Genomic DNA, 26,949 nt, shown 5'->3' on the forward strand with positions numbered 1-26,949 from the left:
CCTGGTCCTTCAGATTTGATAAAAAATCTCCACCCATCCAGGTTGTATTTTTTATCAAAGCCTTGCTATTGCTAAACACTCACCTTTTTATGCTCATGAAACGAAACATAGCATACTCCGGCTCTTTAGACGAATAAAAAAAATGTCAGCAATGAGAAATAAAATATTACAAATGGATTTGATGAAACAAAACAGCACCTCCTCTCATTGCCGAATAAAATTTTAAAAAAAAAGTAATTCATTAAAAATCGTAGAAATCATGAAAATCATTGGAAGAGTGACAGCGGATGCGCAGGTTCGCAATGTGTCAAACAGCAAACAGGTAGTAAACTTTTCAGTAGCCATCAACGACAGCTACCGAAATAAATCTGGCGAACGCGTGGAGCAGACAACATACTTCGACTGCGCTTACTGGCTTAGTCCTAACGTTGCCAAGATACTTACAAAAGGTACTGTCGTAGAACTCACAGGCAGAATAAGTGCAAGGGCGTGGACGGGCAGTGACGGAGAAACACACGCAGGGCTAAATTTTAATACCTCGCAAATCAAACTGCACGGGGGTGGCAAAAAATCCGAAACGGTACAAACTCCCACAGGGACCAACAATAGCAAGGAAAAGGACGACCTCCCATTTTAATAACAAGTATCTAAACAATTTTTAAACTTTTAAAATCATTTTATCATGGCACATAATATCAATTTCAACAGCACAACAGGACGTTATTCATTCTTTAGCGTAAAAGAAAAAGCGTGGCACGGCTTAGGGCAAGTCGTAGAGCAATACCCTACAAGCGAAGAAGCAATCATGCACGCAGGATTAGATTATGAAGTCATTAAAACACCACTATATACCAAAGGTTCGGGCATCATCGAAACCACAAACGGAATTGAAATAGGCAGTAGTGAACTGGAAGTCCCCAACTATTACGCCAATATCCGTACCGATAACAATGCCGTATTGGGCGTAGTTGGCAAAGACTATCACATTGTACAAAACCGTGAGGCTTTCAATTTCTTTGATGCTATTGTAGGTGGCTCAGAGGGAATATTGTACGAAACCGCAGGAGCATTGGGACAAGGGGAACGCATCTTTATCACTGCCAAACTACCCGACTATATCCGAGTGGGCAATGGCGATGATGTAACAGAAAAGTATATTTTCCTAACCACTTCACATGATGGTAGCGGAAGTATCACAGCAGCCTTCACCCCTATCCGTATCGTATGCCAAAATACCCTTAACGCCTCCCTTCGTTCGATGAGCAACGTGGTACGCATCAAACATACTTCGGGAGCAAAACAGCATTTGGAAAATGCGCACAAAGTTATGGGATTGGCGGATACCTTAAGCAACCAGTTAGAGGGAATATTCAACCATTGGGCTAAAGTAAAAGTAACTGACCAAGAAGTAAAAAAACTAATCCAATTAGCTCTTTGCCCAAATAAGGAAACATTGGATTTGCTTAAAAAGGGTGCGGAAGATGAAGTTTCCACCGTGTTCAAAAATGTTGTACAAGATGCCTTTGCATACGCTATTACAAGCGACACTCAACAAATGGACACTACTAAAGGAACATTGTTCGGGGCGTATAATGCCGTGACAGGCTACTATCAGAATGTACGCAATTACAAAGACAATGAAGCCAAGCTACAGAGTATTGTAATGGGTGGTACGGCACAGCTAAAGTCCCAAAAGGCTTTTGAACTGTGTACCTCTTTCGCAACAGACGGAGCGGAAATCTTAAACCTTAATTAAATACCATAGGCTACCGCCTTAAATGGTGGTAGCCTTTAAAAACTTTATGAGGTGAAAGCATTAGATAAAATGGACAATTAAATTTTTAGCACGATGAACACAAATTTTTTCAATCAGTTAGCACAGATGGATATACAAGGTGATTTGCACCTGACCATAGCAAAGGGAGCAGAAAACAACCTTATCGTATCCGTTATGCTCCAAAACCAACAATGCGGAGATAACGCAAAGAATATCATACCGCCCCTTACTCTTCGGGGAACAGCAGAAGAACTTGATAACGTTTTTTTTGAGAAAATAACCACGCCTATACAGACTGCTTCGGGCATAATGGTCGATATGGAAGGATTTATGAAGCAAGTGGAAGAAGCCAAAAAGCAATCGGCAATGGAGAAAGAAAAAGCCGACAGTAAGAAGAAAGAACAGGAAGTCAAAGACAAAAAGTTTAAAGACGGCATGGCAAAGGCGGATGAATTGGAGAAAGAAGGCAAATTCCGTGATGCATGGATGAAAGTACCCGAAATAACAGAGTTTCCCGAAAAAGCTGACGAGATACGCAGACGCAAAACGGAACTATCCGACAAGTTTTCCGCTCCAAGTCTTTTTGGAACAGGACAGGAACAAAATGTATAATCGCAAAATTCAGAAATCATGTTATTAGCAACGCAATTGGAACGAGTGTTTGTACTCAAGGATAAGGGACAGGACATCATACTGACCGACCCCGAACCACGTTGGAGTGTGGAAGCGGTATTGAATTTTTACGCCAATACATACCCCATTTTGACTACCGCCAAAATATCTGCACCCGCCATCAAAGACGATGCGGTCGAATACCGATTTGAAAGTGTAATGGGTACTAAAGGTTAAACCAAAATTTTAAAGCGATGAATTATGTGCAAACACATTATATCGGGAACAATCAGCCCGCCCGAACAAAAAAGACAAAGGCAGTTGTACCAACAACTCAGCGAGTTCGCCCATTGGATGCAAAAACCAAAAGATGCAAACGAGATTCAGAAAGACAAGCGCAAATCAGTACCAACGCAAATGTTGCCAATGGTTTTCTAAAGACTTCTTTTCTGCCTAAACTCAAAGAAACGAAAACGATACAGGCTTGTGAGAAAACAGCAAAAACGCAGAGGGATTTTTATAAGTCCCTTTTCCAACTTGCCGAGCATTACAAGATAGAACCAATGCAGACCAACCAATATGACTATCCCTACAATATGGCATTGGCTATATGGGACATGGAGGAAAAGCTAAAACAGCGTGTTTTAAACTGGCAGGAAATACGTTTGGTACAGGACAGCAAGAAAACCTACTTTATCAGCGAGGAAAAATACAATACAGGCACAACCCTGTATTATATTCCGATTGAACCGCTTTATCAAATGCTACACGACCCCAAGCGGAAAAGGAATGCCCAACTGCTTATTTCCGTTTGCGCTTATCTGTACCATATTGCGGATATTCCCTATTACAGACGGGAAGACAGCTATCTGTATTGGATGTACGAAATGCACAAGGAATGGGCGGAACAGGACGATGAAACAGACAAAGCAGAAACGTATCAACTTGAATTCAGCAAAGCAGAATTGATTGGGGATTGCATAGAGCAAAAGATTTTTAACCGTATGAGTCTTCAGGTATTTCAACAGCGTTTAAATGCTTTTAAAAACCGTAATACCTTCGACCATGAGTGTTGGCAGGTAGCTAGTACTGCCTTGGCTGTATACACGGAGTACCCACAGGAAAGCATTTTCCGAAACACACCAATAAAGGATGACCCCGACAATGAAGAGGACGAAAACGAAACCATCGGCATGGAAAAGTACATTTCCTTTATATCGCACACCAAAGGATGGCTGTACGAGAGCATTGCCGACAGCATCAACAACGAGTTTAACGAGTATGGAGCAATGGACGAACCGACCATTTGCAAATGCTTTGACGGCAAAGACGTAACAAATACCAGTCTTGATTTTGAGAACAGATTATTTGCCCTATTGGACGATATGTGCAGTCTATTGTATAACTATGAAACGACAAGAAAATGAAAAACACAAACGATATAACCGCTAGTTTTGGGACATTATACCACCCAAAATCCGCTTTGGTTTTCTATGAAGACAGAGAGAATACTGATGTATATGTAGAACATTTTGACATGGATAAAAACGGCAACCCCATTAATGCGCATCCATTAACAGAACGTGAAGCCAATGCATTGTCAAAGTCATTGCAGACTGAAAAAGAGAAGGATAAAGCCTTTTTAAAATCCAATGGGATTTTGCCGACCAACATTCTGCATGTCAATCCCAATACCGATAAAGGTGCGGTATTGTGGTACACTAAAGGACAAAGGAAACAACTGTATTTTGTGAACGATTTGAACATTCCGAGCGGTATGGCGTATGTACCTCCTATGATTTGGTATGCCAACAAAAACAGTCTTTCGGTATTTGCACTCACAAGCGACAGAAGATCGACAGAAAAAACGCCATTGTATTTCGCGCCTTTTTTAAACATCTATGAAGACGGCAGAGTATGCATGGGTTCTGTCAATATCAACATCAAAAACTCCGCTTCGGTAGAGGAATTTACAGGGGCTTGGGAAGACTACTTTTTCAACAGCTATTTCAGCCATTTATTAGGGCAAAACAGTCCGATAATAGGCAATTGTGTACATCTTTGGAAAGACCTTATCGGGACAGGGAAACCCTTTCCGAAAGAAGTATTAAAAAAGAAAAACAAAACACTTAAAAACCTATTGTGATGAATACAGAGAAAACAAAAATGCATTTTACGGACAATTACCTGATAAGTCCGACTAACCCCATTACCGTAAACCTAATCGGTGCGGGTGGTACAGGCTCAAAAGTATTGACCGCCTTAATGGAAATGAACCACAGTCTAGTTGAATTGGGACACGCAGGGTTATCCGTTCGCCTTTGGGATGATGATGTTGTAACCAATGCCAATTTAGGAAGACAGCGTTTTGCAGAATGTGAAACAGGATTGCACAAATCCGTTGCCCTTGTAAACCGTGCAAACCGTTTTATGGGAACGAATTGGAAAGCGGAAACCGTGAAATTCGAAAAAGATGCTTTGGGAAGAGTACCCAAAAGTGCAGAAGCAACCCTTTATATTTCCTGTGTAGACAGCGTGCAGGCTCGCTTTGATATTGCGGATATTTTGAACCTGCAAAACAACCGCAAACACCATAGGGATGCACCAAAATATTGGCTGGACTTTGGGAACAGCCAGCATACAGGACAGGTTATACTATCCACTATCGGAGAGATAAAGCAACCCAATTCTGAAAAGTACGAAACGGTGGCAAACCTGCCATTTGTCACCGAAGAATTTGGAGAACTATTAAAGCAGTCCGAACAACAAGACGACACCTCAAGTTGTTCATTAGCGGAAGCACTTGAGAAACAGGAATTGTTTATCAATTCGGCATTGGCTCAAATGGGATGCTCGCTTTTATGGAATTTGTTCCGTTATGGTATGAGCGAATACAGAGGTTTCTTCCTTAATCTAAAAGATTTCCGTTCACAGCCCATTCCAGTCGCGTGACCCGAAAAATCGGGCGGCAAAAAGACACTCCCTTCCGATGGTCGGGGCAGTCTTTTTGCATCAAATCGGTGCAGCCACTTTGCCAAAATGTACCCTTCAAACTTCCGTCCTTCCCATTTTGTCAAATAGACTGCAATCTGATTTCTAAGGGATATTCATTATCCCTTTCGTTGTTTTACGAAACTTCTTTTCTTTCCACAGCAGCGGCCAAAGAAAAGAAGCAAAAGAAGACCGCAATATTATAACTGGATTTTCTACCATTGCTAATTACTCTATTGGCAGTGTTTTCCAAACAGAAAAGCCTTCAAAAAGATGTTCAATGTTTTCAAACTCTATAAATGCAATCAGTTCTTTCTTGCACTGCTCTTTAAATCCCCTGAAACGATGAAAATCTGTCAAAGGTATCTCGCAAAGCTGACCTATAGTGTGAATATCCAAAACCTCGAACATGCTGTACATTCTTTTACTAAAAGGAAAATGGCTTGCATACAGCGTTTTATAAAGATCCGTTTCAGTTTTATTTTTCCTTTTTTTGATTTGCTGAGTCTCGCATTTAAAGTCGTATTTTAACTGTTCCAATTTATGCTTATAGTCATCAATTTCAGCAAGTAACTGGGTTACACTCTTTACTTTTTTATATGTTCTTTCGTAAATTTGGCGAACGTTTTCACCCGTGACCCCATAAATGGCCGACACTTCCTGAAGGGTCATTTTTTCTATCAGGAGCTTCTGCAATACATCATATTCCTTTTCAGAGAGTACTTTTCGGGACATTTCGATATAAAATCTATTGGTACGTGTTATAACATCTTTCATAGGAATGCAGTTAAATTACTTTATCACTGAAATAAAATCCTCTTTCGTGAAGTTCTATATTTTATTTAAATATAGCAAGGTTTATGGAGTTATCCAATGTTTGTATTATAGATCCGTCTGGAAAACATTAAATGAAACAACCCGAAGCTCAACTTCGGGTTGTGATTAAATGCAAATTTTTATAATATAAACTTAAACGAATACCTGGCAGTTAATCGCTGCTGTTAAACTCAAAGCTCAACTGCCTTTCGTTCCCGAAATTATCCGAAATCCATACTTCAAAGGATTGGGAGACGGTGGAGTTCGAAGTATAATACAATCTGAATTGCTTAGCCCGCAACGGATACAAATCGTTGGGTAGATAAGGTGGCGCATCGTTATATTGCAAAGTTCCTTGTCCGTCAAATTGGAAGTAACGAATAAAGTATTGTGTGTTACTATAATTGCCGGTTGGCTGTATCGTTAGCCTAATCTCCACGGTATTGCCATTAGCAATTTCTTTGGGTACGGGCATCACCTTTACCTCAAAAGGGAAATTATTTTGTATTTCCAGTTCGTTTTTGCTACAGGATGTAACGGAACTTATCAGTATTGCCAGCAATACATACATTGGCAGTAATCCTATTCTGAATTTATTGAAAAATGCTATCATTGTTTAATATTTTAAAAGTTAAAAGTTAAGCCTTAATCCCAGACCCGCTGATGGTCGGAACTGTTTCAGATCCGTACCCCACAAAACTTTTGTACGTCCCTGCAGGATCAGTACAAAACGGTCGGACAGGTATGTTTCAAAAGACAACCGTCCGCCTCCACCGTAAATGAAGTTGTCTTCAGTCAGTATTTTTGCCCCGTCATAGAGCAGAGTTTCGCCACGGTTAATGCTTTCATAACCCAGTACACCAGTTATTGCTGCATTCAGGGTAATATTCTTACGGGTATCACCCAACATGAAGAAACTGTAACCGCCTTCTGCTGTGTAGGTTTCCTGTGGTAAGCGGAGGTTTTTATACTCATCATACTGGTGCATATATTCCAATGCCCAAATCTGATAATTACCATTTCTACCGTTTAAGGTCATTCCTATATTGAGGTAGTAGTTCCTGCCGGGATAATCATCGGATAAGGTTCCTGCGTTTACTTCCAGTCCTTTCTGTTTAGGCAGCATTCGCTGTGCCTGTGCAATAGTGATGCCTATAAGGACAAACATCATCGTATAAATATACTTTTTCATTTTTCTGTTATTACGTTTAATGGATTACTAAAATTTCAGGTGCATATCGTTAATCAAACGAGCCTTAATCAAATCGGAATTTTCTACCTGAAATGTTTGATGTCTGCCCCCGTTCTTCTCGAAAATCTCAATCACTAACACCTTGTCATTGGCAATGGTAAACTGGTCTAACAGGAACACATTTTGTTCTGTTTTTTTTCCGCCAATATCACCCAGTGGCTTGTAAGTTCTTAGCGGTATCATTGATCTTTCCTGTACCACGGTTCGCTTGGCAATCTTTTTATCCGTCACTTTGAAATTTATAAAATCAATCTGGAAAGGAACATTGGTACGGTTTGCAAGTTCGATATGGAAATAGTATTTACCATTATGGATATAAATTCCTTTCAGGATAAACTGTATGCCGAAACTTTTCGCCCCGATATGCTTTACAATTCGATTGTCGTTTTTGTAAATTGTTTCCAGTAACAAGCCTGCCAGAGATGGTGAGTTGTTACCCAACTCTTCAAAAAGCACATCACTCCCATTAGCCTTGTCCACTGTCTTTTGCATTGTTAGCAGGTCATAACTCAACACCTCCGGGGATGAGCTGTAATGCACATTGAAGCTGTAAAAATGGCCGTCATTGGTAATTACCGAAAAATTGGTTTCCGGTTCAAATTCTTTTACTGAGGCTTTTACACGAAGTACATTTTCCGCATCTTCTGCTTTTCCTGCAATCAGGTATTCACTGCCCAGATCCACATAACGGATAGCGGTTGGAAAAATCAGATGCGAAGTCTTGTCATAAGTAACTTCCATACAGTACGGTTCTATCTTACCCAAAGCAAGAGGAATTTTTGCACTGTCCTGTGCAAAAGAGGATACGGGAAAGCCAATGATCATGGCAAATGCCCAAAAATTTTTTAAGTGATTTTTCATTGTTTAATTCTATTTATGTTTAACATTATTTTTTGGAAACAAGGAACAGTTGATGCCCTGCCTTTAAGGTAACTTTCGGTGTCTTCACTTTTTTAGAGAAATAGCCCGAAATGCCCTGTACTACACCACGGCTCAAATCAGCGGCAACCTGTTGTCCTGCCGATTGGGTAAGCATCAGGCTCGTCCCGGATTGCTGGCTCATATTGCCAGCCATTTCAGCAAGGGCATTCATTTCATGCGAATAGGGGACATACAAACCCTGCTGACCGTCCAGATCATAAATCGTAATATCAACGGGGATGATGTTTCCGTCCAGTTCTATGGAAGTAACTTTGAGCTGTAAACGCCCTCCCTCAAGTTTGGCATTAGCCGTTAAAGTTGTTCCTTTGGGAATGCTACGATTAGGCGTTTGGGCGGGTTCCAGTAACCGTAAGCGTACTCCAGTTTCACCGATAATGGTCTGCGTTTCCTGTACATAGGCTTTGATACTGTTCTTGGGTTGTACCACTTGCTCTACAGCACCAGCAGTATAAAAACGGCTCCTCTTGTTTTGACTCCAATCGGCTAAAAAGACACTATCGGTAGGCTCACGGTACAAGGCGGATATAGTGTTTTTTCTTGTAGAACTGAATGCCACAAACGGTTCTTTTTGCCTAGTGCCCGAAGACTTCGGAACTGTACTATTGGCAAGTGCAGGTTCTCCCATATTTGTACCTGAAGGAAGATATTTTGCAGCCATCTGATAGGATTTCTCCATCAATGCCAATTGGTTATCTACCGTTACTCCCGCAGGAACGTCTTTCTCAGCCAGTTTTCCCTTTAATTCCTCCAATTGCTTGCGGAGTTCATGCGTTTCAGAATTATCGTCCTTATAGAAAGAACCTAATGTGCTTTGCACATTGCGGTAACTGTTCAAAGCGGGATTACTTTGTTTTCCAGATCCGTTGGACCTACTATAGCTTTCTTCCTCTTCAGGCAGCTCCTCCTCCGCTTCTACTTTTTCGTCCGTATTCCAGTAATCAGAAAGAGATGTGAGAGCGTTCCGTTTTTCCTGATTCTTACGTTCCAGCATTTCCTCCTCATATGCCTTACCCTTATCGGCAGGCATTCCTGCACCGGTAGCCTGAGGCACAACCTCGTTCATTCCGATTTTATCGATTTCCTTTTTCTCGGAAGACGGTTTAAATATCAAGTACATACAGCCGAAGAACACAATACCCATCAAACCGAATATGAGCGGTTTTTTAAGCTTTTGGGCTTTGTTCTGTGTACTGTCTTGCAATATATCTTCGGTTGCTGCTGGGTTACCTTCCGTTACCCGAACAACCGTTTTTTTATTCTCATTTTCTTTCATAAATCTTATTTTTTAAAATTGTTGATAATGTATCCTGCAAGAGTGCAGGACTTCCTTTCTTTTTGAGAACAGGATTTTCGATATGCTCGATGACCATATCGTTATTGGACTTGCCGGTATCATACCATACTTTGAAAATAACCCCTGCGCTAAGCAACAGATACCCCGCAAAAAAGTAAAGCGTGTACTTGTGCTGTTTTCTTAAAGGCAGTGTTCGCCAACGTTCATCCAGTTTCTCAAACCACTTGTCCATAGCAGTTCGTAATTTTTTCATATCCTGCGTTTTTAGCGTTCAATGACTTCTAGGTCTTTGTTTTCCGCCACGGTAAACTTTTCGATATTGAAGCCCTGCGGGTTATTGTCAGAACGGACGGAATTGAGCAGATAGCAGGAAGTAACCAGATTACGTTTGGTTACATTACTGGAACGGATGATGAACTGTTTAGCATAAGTACGTACGGCATAAGGATAGATTTCGAAATTGCAGACCACACTATCCACTTCGATACGTTGCTGTACGTTGCCCGATATAATACGGTTGTAATAGCCCTTTTCCGAAAGATCTTTGTAATAATCAAAGGCACTTTTATCGGCTAGGTTAAACGCCCGACTCATATTACTTTCGATAGCTTTCTTATCGGGAGCCAGCGTAAAAAACAGTTCGTGAAAACGTTTTACGTGTTCCCTTGCTTCGACCGGACGGTTGATAGATGCATCCTGTGCAAGTGCCAGCATCAATGATTTTCCATTGTCCAGTACATAGATCTTCTGGCGTTGTTCTTCTGCAAAGTGGTAGGATTGCCAAACGGCATATCCTGCAACACTGATGCAGAGAACGGCAAATACAAGCGCATACAGCCTGATTTGGTGAAAACTGTTTTCGATATTTCTTAACGTTTTAAATTCCATTTTTTACTGATTAATAGTTTTACATTATTTGAGTAACTGCCCGCCGATATTTCCTGCTGTCGAACCTACTCCAGCTCCGGCAATATTTCCTGCTTTCATTGCGGTTTGGTTCACATTACGGGTAAAATTTCCTGCGCCACCAGCCTGAATAATCCAGCCTGTCACGGTTGGAATAGTAAAATATCCCACAATGCCAATGATCATAAAAATCACATACACGGTATTTGACGAATCGGGAATGAAAGTCGGGTCGGCAAGCATTTCGATATCCCTTTCTATAATCAGGGATTGTATTTTAGCAAGCATGCAGCTGAACAGGTCGGCAACGGGTAGCCATAGATATACACTAACGTATCTGGTAAGCCATTGCGAAAGTGTGGATTGAAAACCATCCCAAACCGATAAAGCAAAAGCTATCGGACCCAAAATGGACAACACAATCAAAAAGAAAGTACGTATGGTGTCAATTACCAGTGCAGCTGCCTGAAATAGAATTTCCAGCAATTCCCTAAACCAGTTTTTTACGGACTGCTCAATGTTGTACATCCCTCTTTCCATATACATCCCTGACATCGTGACCAGATCAGATGGCGACCAACCCAGTTCTTCCAGTTTTTTATCGAACTCTTCGTTCGATGCCAGATACGCGGTTTCAGGGTTGCGGAGCATTGCCTCACGCTCCAACAGGTCTTTTTTTACCTGCAAATCGTTCAGGTCAAGCACCTGATTTTCGAGAATGGCATGTGTCCCCTGTACCACCGGGCTTAACACAGCATTGATGGTACCTAAAACCAATGTTGGGAAAAACATAATACAAAGTCCCAATGCAAAAGGACGGAGCAAAGGGTACATATCAATAGGCTCCGCCCGGCTTAGTGCCTGCCATACTTTAATAGCTACATAGAATAAGGCTCCCAGACCAGCCACTCCTTTAGCAACTGCCGCCATATCTGCGGACAGTGGCATCATCTCATCGTACAAGGAGCGCAGAACCTCGTGAAGATTATTAAATTCCATAACTTACCAGTATTTTTGGTTAGCGGTTCCGTAGAGTTCAAGTACTCTTTTGGTATTGTTCTGCCTTTTAGCCCTAAGAAAGCTTACGGAAATATTTTTGTTCGTGTAATAGCGTACAAGGCTGTGGTATTCCTTAACTTCTTTGTACACACGGTCAATAATATCCATACGCTCTTTGTCATTCAATGACAAGCTGGAAGAGCTTACGATCTGTTTGAGTTCTTTCAGCAGTGCTGTACTTTCGTTAAGCAGTGCTGCATAACCATTGGCGATAGCTATTAATTCTTGAGCAGAAAAATTGGGGTCGTTCATCATCTTGCCAAAATTCTGAACATACATTTCGGAAACATCGCCAACCAGCAGTACTGTCTGCTGTACCTTGCGGGCATCTTTCACCAGATTATTGACGGCTTGCAACTTATCATAGTATTCTTTGCCCTGTTTATATACCTTTTCCACTTCCTTGAAATTTTTAATAACATTGGATACTGTGGATGAAGTCTGTACCATTTCATTGGCACTGTTAACAATTCCCTGAGCCAGATTTGTGGGGTCTGTAACCACCCATTGGGCTTTTGCGGACGGTGCTACAGCAAACATCAGTGCTGTATACACCATGAATAGTATTTTTTTCATTGTTCTTCGATTTTTAAATGATTAATAATTGTATTTACTTTTCTCTTCTCTGCAAGGCTATCCGCTTGATGGCCTGTTCTACATTTCCGCCCAGTTCAACGGCAAGCTTCATCACTTCCATTTTCTCCGTTTCTTCGGTGGTATAGGCGAGATACTCTTCAACCGACACTTCTGTGGCATATACCGCCGAATGGGTTCCACCCAAACCAATCCAAACTTCCTTATAGAGCCGTGACGGGTCATTATTCATATTGATGGAAAGTACCTGTGCCTTTTCTTTATCAGTCAAGCCAAGCATTGCCTGTATATCATCAAACTTGTTCATGTACTTGCGCTGGTCGAGCAGGATTTTACAATCGGAATTGTTGATGATGCTTTCCTTGACAATGGGCGACTGGATGATGTCATCGACTTCCTGTGTTACTACGATAGCTTCGCCGAAAAACTTCCTCACCGTTTTGAAGAGGTACTTTATATATTCTGCCATTCCCTCTTTAGCAATCGCTTTCCAAGCCTCTTCAATCAGGATGAGTTTGCGGATACCTTTCAATCTTCTCATCTTGTTGATGAACACCTCCATGATGATGATAGTCACAATTGGAAAGAGAATTTTATGATCTTTGATCGCATCAATCTCAAACACTATGAAGCGTTTGGAAAGCAAGTCTAATTGCTTTTCAGAATTGAGCAGGTAATCGTATTCACCACCTTTGTAATACGGTTCCAGTACGTTCAGGAAGTTGGCTATATCAAAGTCTTTTTCCCGAACCTGTTTTTCTTCCAGTACCTTACGATAATCACCCTGCACATACTCATAGAAACAATTGAAAGAAGGATATACATCATTCTGTTTGATATGTTCGATATAGCCACTTACCGCATTGGATAATGCCACTTCTTCGGAACGGGTCGGCGGTTCATCATCACGCTTCCAGAGCGTAAGTATCAGGGTTTTGACACTTTCTCTTTTCTCTATGTCGAACACACCATCATCGGTATAAAAAGGATTAAAGGCAATAGGGTTATCTTCTGTGTAAGTGAAGTAAACCCCGTCTTCGCCCTTGGTTTTTCCTTTAATCAGTTCGCACAACCCCTGATATGAGTTACCCGTATCCACAAGCAGGACGTGTGCACCTTGCTCATAGTATTGCCTGACCATATGATTGGTAAAAAAAGATTTACCACTACCCGACGGCCCCAATATAAACTTGTTCCGGTTCGTGATAATACCACGCTTCATCGGCAGGTCGGAAATGTCCAGATGGATAGGTTTTCCGGTCAGACGGTCAGCCATCTTAATACCAAACGGCGATGGCGAATTGTGATAATTAGTTTCTTCAGTAAAGAAGCACAAAGCCGGTTCAATGAATGTGTAAAAGCTTTCTTCACTTGGAAAATCACCTGCATTACCCGGCATCCCTGCCCAGTAGAGCGTAGCTACATCGGTGGTATTATGACGAGGTTTGCATTCCATCAGTGACATAGCACTACCACTATCATTCTTTAGCTGTTTGAATTCGCTAGGGTCATCCGACCAAGCCATAACGTTAAAGTGTGCCCTGATGGACGACAGTCCAAAACTGTGTGCTTCGTTGAGGTACCGCTCTATCCATTCTTTATTGATCTGGTTGGCACGACTGTATCGAGCTAATGAGTGCATATTCCTTGCGGACTTCTCAAACTTTTGCAAGTTGTCTTCGCTGTTATCCAAAAACAGATATTGGTTGTAGATATGATTGCAGTTTAAGAGCAAGCCCACTGGAGCAGCGAACGATAAACGGCAGTCACTCCGGTCGGTAGATAGTTTTTCATAACGGGTATCTGCTGATACAGTTGAAGGCAGATCGTCCGTATCGGATAAAGTGTGCAGGCACAATCTTTTGTTACCAACGCGTACTTCTTCAGCTCCGATTGCTATATCCTGCATTGGTGTTCCGGCTTCCCTTGACAGCGTTAGATACTGTTCCAATAATCCTTGTTTTTCATCCGTACCGATGATGTCTTCTTCCGTTAGGCGTCGTAACTCGATAAATCCGCTGTCATTTGTAATACGCTCAAACTGTGCAACCGCTTCCATAAAACGATGGATCGCTTCCTTATCCCTGATTTCTTTTGGTATTAGAGCACCTTTACAAAGCGATGAAAAATTACTCTGTGTACGCATTCTTTCCTTAGTGGTTTTGGTCAGGAACAGGTAGCAATAATGGTTAAGAAAAGGACGTTCGTTAAAATGCTGTTGGTAGGATTTGCCCAAAAAACTCAAACCATCACCCGTAATGTCGGGCGTATAGTTTTCCTTGATGTACCAGTCCTGTTTGTGGATAACAGTATAATCAGGCAAAGTTTTGATGGCTTTGTGCCATGCGGAATGAATGGCTTCATATTCTGCAGAAGCCACTGTGAACAGTTCTGGCAAACGCACTTCAAAACAGGCCGTAATGTCTGCATCCTTGGACAGAATACAATTGTTTTCCACTGCCAGTAAGGGAAACTTATTTTCCAGTGTAGTGGTCTTGGCTACATTTCTCATACGACATTCGATTTAGGGGTGAACTTTAAATAGCGGTGTAGAGGCTTGCGGCAGATGATGTATCTGGGATGCTTTTTTCTTGCACCAATTTTCATCAGCCCGTGTTCCCCATACTTTTTGTTCAGCGAGAAAGTTTGCCACACAATCAGCGAAGCACCACCTGTTCCAAGAAGCAAGCAGATGTAAGAATTTACGCCAGCCATATATAGTATCATCACGAGGATGAGCGTACCAAGCAGTCCGCCTGCGAATATGAACAGGTATTGTGCTTTCAGTCCCTTAAATTCTACCGTTCTTCCGATGCCTTTGTTGATATTGTAATTCATAAGGCAAGGGATTAAAGAAAGAATGAACGCAAAATGGTAGCCGCAACAATCAAGAAGATACAGGCTCCAAACCAGCTTGCTGCAGTCTTGCTTGTGTCGGGATCTCCGCTACTGAACTTGCCGTACACTTTAACCCCTCCAATGAGACCTACCACGGCTCCAATAGCATAGATGAGTTGTGTGGCAGGATCGAAATAGGATGTAACCATTTGAGTGGCTTCGGTGATACCAGCTGAACCGTCTCCCTGTGCCATCGCACCCAAACCTGTCAGCATTACCATTGCTGACAGCAAAACTTTTTTTCTTTGTTTTTCCATGATTTGAAAAAATTAAATTGTTATTGTCTTCCCGCTTCTTGCGGGCTTCGTGACAAAGGTGCTTCAGAAATAAAGGCGTTATAACAAATTGGAAGTCAGACGAATTGTTTGGCTGTGGGTGGCTACATTTAAAACGAGAAAGGACTGTCTCAAATAGAAACAGCCCTTTTTATTATGCTTTGATCTTCCTTACTTTAAAGTATTACATTAAAAAACTTGGTATTACTTAGATAATGTAATAAAAATAGGTGTGAAGACCCGAAGAATTATTATAATGAATTATTATCCAATTTTCCATTAACTTGTCTTTCATAGATTTCTTCAAGATCACGACTGATTAACTCAATTTTCCCAGGATCTAAATCCTTTTTGATCATCATTCTTACCGATCCTGTAATTGGACAGCAGATTTAGCTAATACACGTTTATCTGGATATCTATTCCATATGTTTTTATGGTATGCATTAAAATCAATGTAAGCAATTAATTCACCGCAAAGTGTTGTAAATTCATATTGATCTTTAGACAAATTTGAATTGATAAATTCTTTAAATGTAATTCCAGAGGATTTAAATTGTTCAGATAATTGCTCATAAAAGCCTTTTGGTAATTCATGTACTGTATATTCTTTAAATTTCCTTGAGGCTAATTCATAATAAAAATCATTATCATACTGAATTTTTTCAACTAATTCATTGATGCGAATATTAGGAATTACGGCTTCAATAACTAATTGACCACTAGTCGTATCTATGTCGAATGTATAGTTTTCCGCTGAATTGTGCAGCTCTTTATCTGCAGTGCAAAAAGTTAGCCGAATACCTTCTACGTTTTTATTTTCATAGAAGGCAGTACGCATAATATTAAGACTTAGATTTGGTTGAAGTTTACCAGCTCATGTTCCTAATCTTGGACTAGCTATTTCTCTAATATCTTTTAGTTCTGTTAATTTCTCTGCAAGTCTTTTCCCTATTAACCTTATTGCATAATAGGCACTATCATACTCATCGACAGTACAAGCGAAAGCTATATATTTGTTCTCAGACTTTTGAGGCAATATTTTAACATCTCCTAATTCATAATCCTTATATTCCCAGAGATTTGTTGAGATATTTAATTCTTCTAAGCCATTTCTAAAGGAATTAGAAATAGTGCCAGCGGTTGAAATTGGAATAACCAATATGTCACAAGGCACATCAAAAATATTATCGTTTAGAAAATCATTCATTTAATAAAGCTTTGGTTCTAAGTTAGTGAATCCTTGATCATTCTAAAATTGGCTAAAGCACTTTCAATATTCTCAATAATATCATCAATCAAGACTTCAGGGTCGGGAAGATTATCTAAGTCAATCAGATTATCGTCTTTGAGCCAGAATATATCCAAATTCGTTTTATCTTTTTCTATTATTTCATCATAAGAATATTTACGCCAACGACCACTTTCATTCTCTTGACCCCATGTCTCTTTTCTTTTTGAAATATTTTTTGCATTAAAGCACTTTATGAAATCTTCTAAATGTTCGTGCTTTAACGGATTCTTTTTAGGAGTGTGTCTGATATTTGTTCGATAATCATAAATCCAAACCTCTTTAGTTACTGGTAAATTCGATTTAGATTCTTTTTGAAAGAAAAGTACATTTGATTTTACTCCCTGAGCATAAAAAATCCCTGTAGGTAGTCGAAGGATTGTATGTAAATTTGTGCTTTCAAGAAGTTTTTTCCGAATTGTTTCACCAGCCCCTCCTTCAAAGAGTACATTGTCTGGAAGTACAACGGCGGCACGTCCATTCTCATTTAACATAGTTACAATATGCTGTAAAAATGCTAGTTGTTTATTACTTGTAGTTACCCAAAAATCTTTCCGTAGAAAATAGCCATCTTTTTCTGCTTGTTTTTTATCTGTGGTTGGTATATCACTACTACTTATCCCAAACGGAGGATTAGCAAGTACTATATCAACTTTTTCCGACTCCAACACCTCTCCATCTGCTCTTTTTAGGCTATCCCTAACTTCTATTTCAGGAGTTTCTTTCAAATCACCAACTCCGTGTAAGAAGAGGTTCATTAAACATAGTCGAGCCGTGGCTTTTTCAATTTCCCATCCCTTGAATGTATGAAACTTCAAAAATTCTTGTTCTGACTTATTAAGCTTATTTTTTTTTAAATGATTAAGCACACCCAAAAAGAAACCGCCTGTACCACAAGAAGGATCTGCAACTTTTTCTTTTGGTTTGGGTTGCATGCATTCAACCATTGTAGTAATTACTGACCTCGGTGTAAAATATTGTCCAGCTCCGCTATTTTCAGCATTCTTTTGTAATAGGGATTCATAAATCTCACCCTTAACATCAATTTCCTGGGAGGTCCAATCTTCTTCATTAATTAGGTTGATTAATTTTTTAAGCTTAACTGAATCATGTATTTTGTTTAATGCTCCCGCAAATATTTTGCTAAGCATCCCTCCCGAATTAGAAAGCTTTTTTAATATAAATTCGTAGGTTTCTATTATTTGATTAGAAGATTTCAACTCTTGCCAATCACATCCATCAGGAATTTGATAGTGATTTTTATTTTCATCTGCCATTTTAAGAAAAAGCAAATAAGTAAGCTGTTCTAGGTAATCACCATAACCTAATCCGTCATCGCGAAGAGTATCACAGAATGACCAGATTTTTGCTACTAGTATGTTTGTTGATGCCATTTTATTATTCTTCAAGTAATTTATATGCCCAATCTTGTCCAGATGCTCTTAAACAAGAGCGAACTGTAGAGGTTAATTCCTGTTCAAGAGAAAGCATCGTTCTTAGTTTGTTAATTTCAAGTTCTTTATTGGATTTATTTTGATTAGTCGGCTCATTATTATATACGGAGTTTAATCGATTTGCTTCCTTTATAATAATTGTTGTGTCTTGCCACTTTAGCTTCCTAGCTTCTTGCAAATCAGGATAATTTAAATCTAAGTACTCAATCGTATACTTTGCCCTGTCGTGATTCCATTTTTCTAAATTTTCTGGAGCTGAAGGTTTTATGCTTCCGTTGTTGTCAAAATTTAAAAGCTTGACATCCTCTTTTACTGTCGGATCAAGAAAGTAATATACCTCATCAGAAATTGGCCCAGGCTGAACAGCTCTATTGTACTTCACTGCAAAATGGTCGCCTTTTTTTATATTTCCGACACTTCCACATAATCGATAATTGGTAATTTCAAAGGTTAGCCACCAGTATCCATCTTTGAGGGGTGTGAGTTTATCAAATATATCTTCTGTCCTTTTTTTTGGTCTAAAATGATCTACATGCAAATGGGAATACGGATTTTTTGTTTCCGAATACCAACACTTTCCACATGATAACACCTTTAAACTATCTTTTATAAGTTTCCATATCCGATGATTTTGATCAATGATTTTATTTCTATCATTGTTGTTTTCTGCTTCTTTAAGCTTTTCTAGTAATATGCCTGCCTTGTCCAACCATTTCTGATTAGGTTTTTCAAGCTTAGTATTATCAATGTAAATCATGAATTTTTCGCATTTTGATTATCCATTTTTTTTGCAATAAATTCCGAGAAATCAGGATCTTTAAATGTGTAGTTAAACCCTTCATTACTCAAAATTTCAAAAAGCTCTTTAAGTCTTTTTTTATCCTCATCAGTGAGATTACCTTTGCTTTCTTTATATAGTAATAAATTCCTCTCTTCTAATAATTCATTTGTTGGCCTGTCAAGGGTTGTTGGCATTCCAAATAGTGGACTTGTCAAAATACCAGCAACTCCTAAGCCCCTAGGACTTATATCTGGTTCTACTACAATTGTTTCTAAGTTATCATTTTTTTTAAAAACACGTATTTGTTCTTTTTCTAGTCCACCTATAACTAATGGGTCATGCGTACAAAAAACTATCTGAGTTTTAGCAGATTTACTCACTACATTTTCTAAAAATTCAAGGTATTTCCATTTCCATAAAGGATTCAAGTGTGTATCAGGTTCATCAAGAAGAATAAGAGCTTCATCATCTTTTGTGAATTTAAGCAGACCAAGAACCGTAATCAATTGCTTTTCACCTTCACTAAGTTCACCCATAGCCAATTCGCCTTCAACGTGTTCTTTTAAAACTTTAATTCTTACATCCTGATCTTCTACTAATTCAGAATAATGAAGGCTACACAAAGCATTAAATAAGGTAATTTTGTTTTCATATTTCATTTCGACAAATGCTCTGATTGATTCTTTGTCTTTCAAGAAAAGAAAGAGCCTATTTAGTGTTTCTCTTTTATTTAAAGTTCCTCTCACAGTTTCCTTGTAAAACATTGGCACAATAGAAAAATTCCATAAATCTTCAATAAATCTGCGCACTAAACCGGCTGTATTCCAAAAGTGATCAGGGTCTTTACGAGATTTAGACCAATTGGGTTGCTTTAACATAAAAAGGGCTGAACCAAAGTCTACTATATTCAGTTCTCTTTTTAAAAAATCAATGGTTTCTTTCTCTCTTTCATCAAATAAATAAAAAGCAATTAAAGCAAAACTGGCATGGATTGGCTCTACTAAGAAAATACGAGGCATTTCTTTAAAATCCTCATATTTTGATTTTGGGTCCATCATTTTTTTAAATTGCTGAAGTTTGTGATCTGCATAAAGCGATTTTAAACGTTCACTTAAACCCGAATAATAAACAAAAACATGGCTAGGTAGATACTCATTTTTGTTTTTGAAAAACTGTGCTTTTGATTTCAATTTTTCACCATCAATAGAGAAAGTATATCCTGGTTTTACGGAATAATCCACTTCTATACTTTTGTCACGACAGATATAGCTAATCGTATATTCAAATGGTTGACTTTGCTTATGTAATATTGGAACTCTTTCTAAATCTAAATCTCTAAAGATTACAACTAACGCTTCCATAAAATTAGACTTCCCTGTAGCATTCAATCCAAGCAATACAGTCTCCATGGAGTTTTTCCCGAAATCAAAATGAAAATCTTCCAGATTCTTGAATCTACCTTTTATATGTACGTTATTTATTTTCATCTTTTAAAGTTAAAAGTGATTCTGTCTTTGATTTCAACTCATCAATTTGATTGTAAATTTCCTTTATTTCACTGTAGAATCGTTCAATATCTCCATCGCTCGTTGATTTTTCCCAAAGCTCTTGGGCAGATAGTGGTCCATCAGATTCTTTCAAAATTTCAAGTATGGATTTTTTCTCTTCCATTTTTTTATTTTGTTTTGGTTTATTATGATTTAGTTCTTTTTGCTTTTCAAAATATAATCTCTTTTCTTCTTTAATATCATTTAATAAGTTTTCTGCAGATTCATTTGAAGAATTATTAACAAGTCTACCCTCAAATGCCTTTTTTAAAATTGAATGTTTAAGAACAATAATTTCATTTAAAACATTATCAACGGTTTTTTCTAAATCATCAACTAACGTAAGTCTCGACTCCAGTATTTCGACAATTACATTTTGTTCTTCAATTGTAAGTAGTGGAATTGGAATAATTTTCAATTCTTTCACTCCTTTAATGTTGGGAATCGCTGAACCTTTTGAATTTTCAAAAATTTGCTTCTGAAAATATGGACTTCTGAAAAAGTGAAGAAAAAAATTATTATTAATAACCTCATTGTTGATGCGAACTCTTAATAACGCTTGATTAATAATTCCTTCTTTATATTTGTTTGGAATTTGAGTAATTCTTCCAAGTGTAACTCCTGAACAAGAAATCAAATAATCACCATCACGAACAGAGAATGATTTCAATTCTTCATATTTCTCTGGAGTAATGTAATACCTTTCAAATGAACAATCATCATTTATTGGACAATACTGTTCATAAATCTTATATCCATTTTTTACAAAAATCGATTTCGTTAATGTACTACCGAAAGGTCCTCTTTTGAAAGCATCTTCTTTATAATCTAATATTTCATTCCAGTGTACCCATTTCCATTCTTTTGGCAACTTGGTTAATCTACTAAAGTCCATTTCGCTGTAAGGAAAAGTAGAAAATGGCTTGGGCTTGCCGATCTTTACTTTTTTCTGACTATCCTCTTTTATTCTTAAAAACTCTTTTTCCCAACTAATCATAGTTTCGTCATGATAGTTAGTTCTTCTTGTATTTAAATCTTTAAATATTTCTGAAGCATTATTTGGATTATTATGTTCTCTCCAGTTTATTGTCAATTTGCCTTCAAATGCATTTTTTGATAATGCATATTTATAGATCTCCAGTTCTCTCTTTGAATTTTTTAAGACTTTTTCAGCTTCATAAAGTTTACTAAATAATGATTCGATCTGATGAACTATTCTTTCTTGTTCTTGCAGAGGAGATAAAGGAATAGGAAATATTTGCAGTATCTTTTGGCTAATGTTAGGTTGTGCCCCACCAACTCTTTTTTGCAAAAGGTTCTCTCTATTATGTAACAAATAATAATATAAATACTTACTTTTAAAGCTACTTGTTGTTTTTAGAGCCGCAATAGCTTGATTTGTTGCAGCATCTATTCCTAAAAAAGCTAATTTTCCAACTGTTGAGCCATATAAAGCAATTAATAAAGTTCCAGAAGAGACTATTTTAGCACTAGAATTTTCAATCGCTTCTTGGGTTATAGTCTCTTCAGTTTTAGTTATTATACCATGATTTAACTCACCTGATTTGACCCAAGGAATATCACCATTAAAATAGTTGCGATTTCCTCTATCTGGTGTGCCTCCACTAGATAAAACTGCGATTTCTCCAATAGTAGTCCATGCCCAATGCTCGGGTAAATTATATTTATCCTGTTGTTCTTTCATTTTAAATCTTTTCCAAAAGATCTGTTTCTACAAATTCATATACCTCATTAATATCGGATAGCATATTGTTTTGTAATAATCAATCAAAATGGTACTTAGTTATTTTTCCTTGTTGAATTCAAAAGTTCTTTAATATCCACTTTTAAAAGCTCAGCTATTTGCGCTAATGTTTCTACAGATGGTTGTATTTCATTGGTACACCATCGCGACACAGTACTTTCACTTTTACCCAGTTCTTTGGCTAGCCATTTACTAGTCTTGTATTCTTCTGCCAATATAATTTTCAATCGATTGATTTTCATACAATGCTATTTAATACGCACACAATGCGAATTTAGCATTATTAATAACACAAACAAAGTACTCAAATAGATTTTGTCATCATTATACACCCTAGGTTTTCATTGGTGATTAAACTAATTAATGAAGCTCTTAAGTAAAATAAAAAGGGAGTTTGCTTACACAAACTCCCCAATATCAAAATTCTCCAAATCATTTTTCCGCAAAGTGGAAGAACCGGCATCTGTTTCAGAAAAAAGGCTCCCGTCTAATAGCTCAGCTATTTTACGGGAAGCACTTTCCATAGAATTCTCCAGTAAGGTGAATAATTCGGTTCCTTGTATTTTCTGAACTATAGCAACTGCTGTTTCCTTTTGAGATGGCTCCAATTTATCTTTTTGCAGCAGCATCCCCACAGAGCTTAGTTCTTCAAAGGTAATCCCTTGGGCAAAACCGTTATCCCCACTAGATATTCCATACCTGTTCCATTCTTCTTCCTCTTCCTCCAAATCAGGCTTATTTCCAAAAACTTCGTCCAGTTCTTCCTGCGGTATTTGCATATCGACATCTTCCTCGTCGATTTCAATATCAAAATTATCCAACTCCTGTTCCTGCTCTTTAATTTGGCTTTCAGTGGCACTCTTTGGCATTGAAAGGCTTCTCATCGGTTTGGGTTGCCCCATTATATCGGGTAGTTTCAGATTGGGTTTTTCCTGCGTTGGTTTTTGCTCCTCCCCTTTCCTGATGACAATCTTATCCTCCAACAACAGCGCAATAACAATCAGTAGGCATATAACGATTACTGTTTCCATAATTATAAAATAGGTTTGTATTTATCATTGAAGCTTGTTGTAATCTGCTCACCGAACTCCTGAAAATGATATTCAAGAAGATTGTCTAAGTAGGCGTAAATGGTTATCTTATCTTCGCCTATTACCTGTACGATCCGAGACAGTTTCTCATGGAAATCCGGTCGGATATATACCGTTTTGCCATCACGGGCAATGGTACCAGGCTTTTTGAAAAAGATGCTTTCGTAATCCTGTTCATTTGCTTTTTTGCCTTTGTTCCCTTCCTTCGCAAAAGGCTTTTCCTGCAATGGTTTTATTTGAGTTTCGGGTTTTTCCAGCGGAAGTTGCAAACCTTCCTTCTTTATTCCATCTACCATCAAATTCATCATTAACTCTTCGTTGATTTCAGGAATGGCTTTTTTCTTATTGTCTTTTTCCATACTATTACAATTGAACGATTCTTAAAAATTCCGTCATAAACTGGTCTAAGCGGCAAGCTTTCATCAAACGTTCATCGGGAGGCATTAAAGTTGAACGAAAAACAGTCTTGGCACCAGCTTCGCTTTCCTTGCGGAAACGTGTGCTGTTCTTAATCTGACATTGCATCAGACTTAATCCCAATTCATCTATCAAATTATTATAAACATCGTACAAAGGCGAACGCTCACGACCATCTACCTGATTCCAAAACAGGTTAATGGTTTCAATGGAGGTTTCTCCTTTTTTCATAATAACATCCTTCATCAACTGGGTAAAAATAAGCGTACTTTCCATAACTACACGATCTGCTATAATAGGTGTGAAAATATGGTGCATCCCCGCCAGAGCTTTCAAAATACCGGGAGTGTTTACTGTACCCGGAAGATCAAAAAAGATAAAATCAACCGGAACGGAAGCGGATTCCAAAAAATCATGCGCAGCTTCCAATACCCCTTCAGCTTTATGTTGGATGATAGGATAAGCTTTTTTGTTAATGATTGTAAATTGTTTGAATGCCACCCTTTTTAAAAACTCATTTTCCATCACCATAGCTAAATCACGAATCTTCATTTTCATTAAACTATGTTGTGGAAAATCAACATCGAATACGGCTACATTGTAGCCCAGCCGATAATGCAGCGTACTGGCCGCAAGTGCCGTAAAGGTGGTTTTACCTACACCTCCCTTTTGGGAAGAAAAAGCAATGAATACTGTTTTGTGTTCTGTTTTCATTTTTAACTGTATTTAATTATTTACTTATATCGTTGCGTTGGTAGATACTTATCTGCTTTTACCTATACATATGCAGTTTTGTAGAAAGCTATGTGGTCATTTAAGTAGGTATTGCTCTGCTTGAATACTAACATATGTGCCTCTATTTTTAGGCACCTATACATATAGGTTTGTTTCATCAGACCTAGTTATATGCAAACCCAAGTCTGTAAATATGCACATATACAACTATATGATTTCATATCCTCAACTGCATCTATCCACATCCGGACGCTTTTACATACACAAGTGACTACATACATAATTAAGTAACTACATACCAACATAGTTATCTGTTTACATCCGCTTGCATGTACAAAGAAATGCAGATATATACGTCCTTATTCAAAGGTGGAACGAATTGGCGTTCATTGGCACTGTTTGGCACTGCAACACAGCTCAATGCTCTACTGAAGAGGAGTTTACTTTGTAAAGTGATTTTTATTAACGGACTTATGCAAAAATATTATGAAATATCAAGTAAGAAAGTGAACGGCCCGAAGCCGTTTATCCCTGCTTTATTTAATCCGTCCCGAAGGGCGGATTTTTGTGTTCACCAGAACACGGCAAGTTGTGTTTTGAGGCACTCGAAACTGAGTTCGTGCCTCAAAACAACTTGCCCTGCTGGGGCTGAAAAGCCTTCCGAAGTCAGGCTTTTTTGCTAAAGTTAAAAATGGATTAGTGATGAACGAAAACAGTAACAGAAAACAGAATAAAGGCGGACGGACGCCCAAGAGCAATCCGAGTATTCACCGCCACGTTTTTCGCCTTACGGACGAAGAAAACGCGAAATTATTATCGCTTTTTGAAGCATCGGGAATGGTCAATAAAGCAAAATTTATCATTTCCGTACTGTTTGGAAGAGAGATTAAAACGGTCAAAATAGACAAAGCTCTGTTGGATTTTTATATGAGGTTAACCTCTTTTCACAGTCAGTTCCGTTCCATTGGCGTTAATTATAATCAGGTCGTAAAGCTGTTGTACCGCAATTTTTCGGAGAAAAAAGCGGCAGCTTATCTCTACAAATTAGAAAAGCAGACAGCTGAAATGGCAGTATTATGTCAAAAAATTATTCAGCTAACAGAAGATTTTGAAGCAAATCATTTGAAAAAATAGTATTGAAATGATAGCGAAAATCGGAAGAGGGAGCAATTTACACGGAGCTTTGGCATACAATCAGCTCAAAGTCGAGAAGGAAAACGGGCAAATTCTGTTTACCAATAGAATAATTGAAACACCTAATGCGCAATATTCCGTTGCTCAATTGGTCCCATCTTTTGAACCTTATCTGATAGCCAACCGCAATACTGAAAAACCAATTTTGCATATTTCACTCAATCCTGACCCGAAGGATAATGTAAGTGATGAAAAATTCAAACTGATGGCTCAGGAGTATATGCAGGAGCTGGGTTATGGGGAACAACCTTTTGTAGTATTCAAGCACACGGATATTGACCGCACACATATCCATATCGTTTCGGTTTGTGTGGATGAAGAAGGCAAAAAGATTTCGGATAGGTTTGAAAAAAGACGGTCTATGAATGTATGCCGTGAACTCGAAAACAAATATGGATTACTACCGGCTATGGAGAAAGGACATCGGCAGAATGAAAAGATTTTTCGTCCCGTTAATTACCAAACAGGAGATATAAAAAGCCAGATTGCTTCGGTTGTCCGTTATCTGCCTAAGTATTATAAATTCCAGACGTTGGGGGAATATAATGCTTTGCTTTCCCTGTTTAATATTACCACTGAAAAAATAGAGGGAGAACTACAAGGAAAAATCAAGCAAGGCTTATTATACTTTCCTTTTAATGAAAAAGGAGAAAAAGCCGGGCATCCACTCAAGGCTTCCCTATTCGGTAAAAATGCAGGGATTCCGGCTTTGGAAGGACATTTTGAAGAATCCAAGGAAGCCTTAAAAAACCATACAGCAAAACTAACCATCAAAGCTTCGATTGAAATTGCCTTCCAATCGACAAATGATGAAAAGAACTTTAAGAAGCAATTAGCGGAACAGGGAGTTAATGTAATTGTTCGTAGAAATGATACAGGACGCATTTATGGCATTACGTTTATCGACCACAATTCCAGAACCGTTTGGAATGGCTCCAGATTAGGGAAAGATCTTTCGGCCAATACCTTTAATGATTATTGGAACCATAATATCAAACCGGAAATAAAAAGGCTTAACGAACCTCATCCTAAAATATCTCAGCACAACGCAATGAAAGATCTACCAGCCGAAAAGCCCCATGAATTATTCGATTTCCTAAACAAAGAAGTCCCCGCTTCCAGCACAAATGAAACTAGTATTGTGGAAAGTTTTGGGGGACTGTTGCCTGAAGCACACGGAGAAGATTATGAAGAACAGGACTTTACCAATAAAATGAAGAAGAAAAGAAGAAGTAAGAGAGGTCAGTAGGTTTTGTTG

Annotated in this window: 31 protein-coding genes; 9 read left to right on the forward strand and 22 right to left on the reverse strand. The window is 38.5% G+C overall.

Annotation, left to right across the window (positions count from 1 at the left end; translation table 11 throughout):
* The first annotated feature begins 259 nt into the window (after window positions 1–259).
* From E0H99_RS08430 to E0H99_RS08460, 7 genes are all read left to right on the forward strand, one after another.
* On the forward strand, window positions 260–637 hold the full coding sequence (locus tag E0H99_RS08430) for a single-stranded DNA-binding protein (protein WP_131993766.1): 378 nt from the start codon (window positions 260–262) through the stop codon (window positions 635–637).
* A gap of 45 nt (window positions 638–682) precedes the next feature.
* A complete protein-coding gene (locus tag E0H99_RS08435) occupies window positions 683–1,756 on the forward strand; it encodes a DUF932 domain-containing protein (RefSeq protein WP_131993769.1) in 1,074 nt (357 codons plus the stop codon).
* A 93-nt stretch (window positions 1,757–1,849) separates the two neighbouring features.
* Window positions 1,850–2,389, forward strand: a complete 540-nt coding sequence (locus tag E0H99_RS08440; RefSeq protein WP_131993772.1) for a PRTRC system protein E — start codon at window positions 1,850–1,852, stop codon at window positions 2,387–2,389.
* Window positions 2,390–2,407: 18 nt separating this feature from the next.
* Window positions 2,408–2,626 (forward strand): PRTRC system protein C, encoded by a 219-nt coding sequence (locus E0H99_RS08445; protein WP_131993775.1) that lies wholly within the window; start codon window positions 2,408–2,410, stop codon window positions 2,624–2,626.
* A gap of 17 nt (window positions 2,627–2,643) precedes the next feature.
* Window positions 2,644–3,816, forward strand: a complete 1,173-nt coding sequence (locus E0H99_RS08450; protein ID WP_131993778.1) for a hypothetical protein — start codon at window positions 2,644–2,646, stop codon at window positions 3,814–3,816.
* Window positions 3,813–4,535 carry a PRTRC system protein B gene (locus E0H99_RS08455; RefSeq protein WP_131993781.1) on the forward strand — a complete coding sequence of 241 codons (723 nt, stop codon included), beginning with the start codon at window positions 3,813–3,815 and terminating at the stop codon, window positions 4,533–4,535. Before E0H99_RS08450 ends, E0H99_RS08455 begins: the two co-directional genes overlap by 4 nt.
* Window positions 4,535–5,341, forward strand: coding sequence for a PRTRC system ThiF family protein (locus E0H99_RS08460; RefSeq protein ID WP_131993784.1), 807 nt, complete (start codon window positions 4,535–4,537; stop codon window positions 5,339–5,341). The genes E0H99_RS08455 and E0H99_RS08460 overlap by 1 nt, the downstream gene beginning before the upstream one ends.
* Window positions 5,342–5,608: 267 nt before the next feature.
* Here E0H99_RS08460 and E0H99_RS08465 read toward each other — a convergent pair whose 3' ends face one another.
* From E0H99_RS08465 to E0H99_RS08570, 22 genes are all read right to left on the reverse strand, one after another.
* Window positions 5,609–6,157 carry a sigma factor-like helix-turn-helix DNA-binding protein gene (locus E0H99_RS08465; protein WP_131993788.1) on the reverse strand — a complete coding sequence of 183 codons (549 nt, stop codon included), beginning with the start codon at window positions 6,155–6,157 and terminating at the stop codon, window positions 5,609–5,611.
* A 211-nt stretch (window positions 6,158–6,368) separates the two neighbouring features.
* A complete protein-coding gene (locus E0H99_RS08470; protein ID WP_131993791.1) occupies window positions 6,369–6,809 on the reverse strand; it encodes a DUF3872 domain-containing protein in 441 nt (146 codons plus the stop codon).
* Window positions 6,810–6,827: 18 nt separating this feature from the next.
* Window positions 6,828–7,388, reverse strand: coding sequence for a conjugal transfer protein TraO (locus tag E0H99_RS08475; protein WP_131993794.1), 561 nt, complete (start codon window positions 7,386–7,388; stop codon window positions 6,828–6,830).
* Window positions 7,389–7,415: 27 nt separating this feature from the next.
* Window positions 7,416–8,309 carry a conjugative transposon protein TraN gene (gene traN / locus E0H99_RS08480; RefSeq protein ID WP_131993797.1) on the reverse strand — a complete coding sequence of 298 codons (894 nt, stop codon included), beginning with the start codon at window positions 8,307–8,309 and terminating at the stop codon, window positions 7,416–7,418.
* Window positions 8,310–8,334: 25 nt separating this feature from the next.
* A complete protein-coding gene (traM, locus tag E0H99_RS08485) occupies window positions 8,335–9,663 on the reverse strand; it encodes a conjugative transposon protein TraM (protein WP_131993800.1) in 1,329 nt (442 codons plus the stop codon).
* A complete protein-coding gene (locus E0H99_RS08490; RefSeq protein ID WP_131993803.1) occupies window positions 9,650–9,937 on the reverse strand; it encodes a nitrogen regulatory IIA protein in 288 nt (95 codons plus the stop codon). Before E0H99_RS08490 ends, traM begins: the two co-directional genes overlap by 14 nt.
* Window positions 9,938–9,948: 11 nt before the next feature.
* The gene (gene traK / locus E0H99_RS08495; RefSeq protein ID WP_131993807.1) at window positions 9,949–10,572 is read right to left on the reverse strand and encodes a conjugative transposon protein TraK; all 624 of its coding nucleotides are present in this window, start codon (window positions 10,570–10,572) and stop codon (window positions 9,949–9,951) included.
* A gap of 24 nt (window positions 10,573–10,596) precedes the next feature.
* Window positions 10,597–11,589 carry a conjugative transposon protein TraJ gene (gene traJ, locus E0H99_RS08500; protein WP_131993810.1) on the reverse strand — a complete coding sequence of 331 codons (993 nt, stop codon included), beginning with the start codon at window positions 11,587–11,589 and terminating at the stop codon, window positions 10,597–10,599.
* A gap of 3 nt (window positions 11,590–11,592) precedes the next feature.
* Complete coding sequence (locus tag E0H99_RS08505) at window positions 11,593–12,225, reverse strand: DUF4141 domain-containing protein (RefSeq protein ID WP_131993813.1); 633 nt, start codon at window positions 12,223–12,225, stop codon at window positions 11,593–11,595.
* Between the two features lie 34 nt (window positions 12,226–12,259).
* Window positions 12,260–14,755: a TraG family conjugative transposon ATPase gene (locus E0H99_RS08510; protein WP_131993816.1), complete on the reverse strand. Its 2,496-nt coding sequence runs from the start codon at window positions 14,753–14,755 to the stop codon at window positions 12,260–12,262.
* Window positions 14,752–15,081 carry a DUF4133 domain-containing protein gene (locus E0H99_RS08515; protein ID WP_131993819.1) on the reverse strand — a complete coding sequence of 110 codons (330 nt, stop codon included), beginning with the start codon at window positions 15,079–15,081 and terminating at the stop codon, window positions 14,752–14,754. The genes E0H99_RS08510 and E0H99_RS08515 overlap by 4 nt, the downstream gene beginning before the upstream one ends.
* Window positions 15,082–15,092: 11 nt before the next feature.
* A complete protein-coding gene (locus tag E0H99_RS08520) occupies window positions 15,093–15,398 on the reverse strand; it encodes a DUF4134 domain-containing protein (protein ID WP_131993822.1) in 306 nt (101 codons plus the stop codon).
* Window positions 15,399–15,780: 382 nt separating this feature from the next.
* Complete coding sequence (locus E0H99_RS08525) at window positions 15,781–16,257, reverse strand: hypothetical protein (RefSeq protein ID WP_131993825.1); 477 nt, start codon at window positions 16,255–16,257, stop codon at window positions 15,781–15,783.
* A gap of 36 nt (window positions 16,258–16,293) precedes the next feature.
* Window positions 16,294–16,626, reverse strand: coding sequence for a hypothetical protein (locus tag E0H99_RS08530; protein WP_131993828.1), 333 nt, complete (start codon window positions 16,624–16,626; stop codon window positions 16,294–16,296).
* 17 nt (window positions 16,627–16,643) lie between these two features.
* Window positions 16,644–18,101, reverse strand: a complete 1,458-nt coding sequence (locus E0H99_RS08535) for a class I SAM-dependent DNA methyltransferase (protein WP_131993831.1) — start codon at window positions 18,099–18,101, stop codon at window positions 16,644–16,646.
* A gap of 4 nt (window positions 18,102–18,105) precedes the next feature.
* Entirely contained in the window at window positions 18,106–18,918 is an 813-nt protein-coding gene (locus E0H99_RS08540) for a hypothetical protein (RefSeq protein ID WP_131993834.1), read from the reverse strand.
* On the reverse strand, window positions 18,915–20,429 hold the full coding sequence (locus E0H99_RS08545; protein ID WP_131993837.1) for an AAA family ATPase: 1,515 nt from the start codon (window positions 20,427–20,429) through the stop codon (window positions 18,915–18,917). The genes E0H99_RS08540 and E0H99_RS08545 overlap by 4 nt, the downstream gene beginning before the upstream one ends.
* The gene (locus E0H99_RS08550; RefSeq protein ID WP_131993840.1) at window positions 20,416–22,194 is read right to left on the reverse strand and encodes a restriction endonuclease subunit S; all 1,779 of its coding nucleotides are present in this window, start codon (window positions 22,192–22,194) and stop codon (window positions 20,416–20,418) included. Before E0H99_RS08550 ends, E0H99_RS08545 begins: the two co-directional genes overlap by 14 nt.
* A 95-nt stretch (window positions 22,195–22,289) precedes the next feature.
* On the reverse strand, window positions 22,290–22,496 hold the full coding sequence (locus E0H99_RS08555) for a helix-turn-helix transcriptional regulator (protein WP_131993843.1): 207 nt from the start codon (window positions 22,494–22,496) through the stop codon (window positions 22,290–22,292).
* A gap of 156 nt (window positions 22,497–22,652) precedes the next feature.
* Complete coding sequence (locus E0H99_RS08560; RefSeq protein WP_131993846.1) at window positions 22,653–23,285, reverse strand: conjugal transfer protein TraD; 633 nt, start codon at window positions 23,283–23,285, stop codon at window positions 22,653–22,655.
* Between the two features lie 2 nt (window positions 23,286–23,287).
* Window positions 23,288–23,704, reverse strand: a complete 417-nt coding sequence (locus tag E0H99_RS08565) for a DUF3408 domain-containing protein (protein WP_131993849.1) — start codon at window positions 23,702–23,704, stop codon at window positions 23,288–23,290.
* Window positions 23,705–23,708: 4 nt separating this feature from the next.
* Window positions 23,709–24,476 carry a ParA family protein gene (locus tag E0H99_RS08570; protein WP_131993852.1) on the reverse strand — a complete coding sequence of 256 codons (768 nt, stop codon included), beginning with the start codon at window positions 24,474–24,476 and terminating at the stop codon, window positions 23,709–23,711.
* Between the two features lie 723 nt (window positions 24,477–25,199).
* On the opposite strand from E0H99_RS08570, the gene mobA reads away from it, so the two are divergent.
* On the forward strand, window positions 25,200–25,631 hold the full coding sequence (gene mobA / locus E0H99_RS08575; RefSeq protein WP_131993855.1) for a conjugal transfer protein MobA: 432 nt from the start codon (window positions 25,200–25,202) through the stop codon (window positions 25,629–25,631).
* Between the two features lie 7 nt (window positions 25,632–25,638).
* Entirely contained in the window at window positions 25,639–26,940 is a 1,302-nt protein-coding gene (gene mobB / locus E0H99_RS08580; RefSeq protein WP_131993858.1) for a conjugal transfer protein MobB, read from the forward strand.
* The last annotated feature ends 9 nt before the right edge of the window (window positions 26,941–26,949 follow it).

The sequence above is a fragment of the Flavobacterium sp. GT3P67 genome (genome assembly GCF_004349155.1).
GTDB lineage: Bacteria > Bacteroidota > Bacteroidia > Flavobacteriales > Flavobacteriaceae > Flavobacterium > Flavobacterium ranwuense.

Coding starts and splice junctions, on each gene's coding strand:
- E0H99_RS08535 (WP_131993831.1), bottom strand. CDS start 18,101: ATGGCATCAACAAACATACTAGTAGCAAAAATCTGGTCATTCTGTGAT.
- E0H99_RS08505 (WP_131993813.1), bottom strand. CDS start 12,225: ATGAAAAAAATACTATTCATGGTGTATACAGCACTGATGTTTGCTGTA.
- mobB (WP_131993858.1), top strand. CDS start 25,639: ATGATAGCGAAAATCGGAAGAGGGAGCAATTTACACGGAGCTTTGGCA.
- E0H99_RS08540 (WP_131993834.1), bottom strand. CDS start 18,918: ATGATTTACATTGATAATACTAAGCTTGAAAAACCTAATCAGAAATGG.
- E0H99_RS08515 (WP_131993819.1), bottom strand. CDS start 15,081: ATGAATTACAATATCAACAAAGGCATCGGAAGAACGGTAGAATTTAAG.
- traN (WP_131993797.1), bottom strand. CDS start 8,309: ATGAAAAATCACTTAAAAAATTTTTGGGCATTTGCCATGATCATTGGC.
- E0H99_RS08450 (WP_131993778.1), top strand. CDS start 2,644: ATGAATTATGTGCAAACACATTATATCGGGAACAATCAGCCCGCCCGA.
- E0H99_RS08525 (WP_131993825.1), bottom strand. CDS start 16,257: ATGCGTACTGCCTTCTATGAAAATAAAAACGTAGAAGGTATTCGGCTA.
- E0H99_RS08435 (WP_131993769.1), top strand. CDS start 683: ATGGCACATAATATCAATTTCAACAGCACAACAGGACGTTATTCATTC.
- E0H99_RS08520 (WP_131993822.1), bottom strand. CDS start 15,398: ATGGAAAAACAAAGAAAAAAAGTTTTGCTGTCAGCAATGGTAATGCTG.
- E0H99_RS08470 (WP_131993791.1), bottom strand. CDS start 6,809: ATGATAGCATTTTTCAATAAATTCAGAATAGGATTACTGCCAATGTAT.
- E0H99_RS08455 (WP_131993781.1), top strand. CDS start 3,813: ATGAAAAACACAAACGATATAACCGCTAGTTTTGGGACATTATACCAC.
- E0H99_RS08465 (WP_131993788.1), bottom strand. CDS start 6,157: ATGAAAGATGTTATAACACGTACCAATAGATTTTATATCGAAATGTCC.
- E0H99_RS08490 (WP_131993803.1), bottom strand. CDS start 9,937: ATGAAAAAATTACGAACTGCTATGGACAAGTGGTTTGAGAAACTGGAT.
- traM (WP_131993800.1), bottom strand. CDS start 9,663: ATGAAAGAAAATGAGAATAAAAAAACGGTTGTTCGGGTAACGGAAGGT.
- E0H99_RS08460 (WP_131993784.1), top strand. CDS start 4,535: ATGAATACAGAGAAAACAAAAATGCATTTTACGGACAATTACCTGATA.
- E0H99_RS08440 (WP_131993772.1), top strand. CDS start 1,850: ATGAACACAAATTTTTTCAATCAGTTAGCACAGATGGATATACAAGGT.
- traK (WP_131993807.1), bottom strand. CDS start 10,572: ATGGAATTTAAAACGTTAAGAAATATCGAAAACAGTTTTCACCAAATC.
- E0H99_RS08530 (WP_131993828.1), bottom strand. CDS start 16,626: ATGAATGATTTTCTAAACGATAATATTTTTGATGTGCCTTGTGACATA.
- E0H99_RS08510 (WP_131993816.1), bottom strand. CDS start 14,755: ATGAGAAATGTAGCCAAGACCACTACACTGGAAAATAAGTTTCCCTTA.
- traJ (WP_131993810.1), bottom strand. CDS start 11,589: ATGGAATTTAATAATCTTCACGAGGTTCTGCGCTCCTTGTACGATGAG.
- E0H99_RS08430 (WP_131993766.1), top strand. CDS start 260: ATGAAAATCATTGGAAGAGTGACAGCGGATGCGCAGGTTCGCAATGTG.
- E0H99_RS08560 (WP_131993846.1), bottom strand. CDS start 23,285: ATGGAAACAGTAATCGTTATATGCCTACTGATTGTTATTGCGCTGTTG.
- E0H99_RS08445 (WP_131993775.1), top strand. CDS start 2,408: ATGTTATTAGCAACGCAATTGGAACGAGTGTTTGTACTCAAGGATAAG.
- mobA (WP_131993855.1), top strand. CDS start 25,200: ATGAACGAAAACAGTAACAGAAAACAGAATAAAGGCGGACGGACGCCC.
- E0H99_RS08475 (WP_131993794.1), bottom strand. CDS start 7,388: ATGAAAAAGTATATTTATACGATGATGTTTGTCCTTATAGGCATCACT.
- E0H99_RS08570 (WP_131993852.1), bottom strand. CDS start 24,476: ATGAAAACAGAACACAAAACAGTATTCATTGCTTTTTCTTCCCAAAAG.
- E0H99_RS08565 (WP_131993849.1), bottom strand. CDS start 23,704: ATGGAAAAAGACAATAAGAAAAAAGCCATTCCTGAAATCAACGAAGAG.
- E0H99_RS08545 (WP_131993837.1), bottom strand. CDS start 20,429: ATGAAAATAAATAACGTACATATAAAAGGTAGATTCAAGAATCTGGAA.
- E0H99_RS08555 (WP_131993843.1), bottom strand. CDS start 22,496: ATGAAAATCAATCGATTGAAAATTATATTGGCAGAAGAATACAAGACT.
- E0H99_RS08550 (WP_131993840.1), bottom strand. CDS start 22,194: ATGAAAGAACAACAGGATAAATATAATTTACCCGAGCATTGGGCATGG.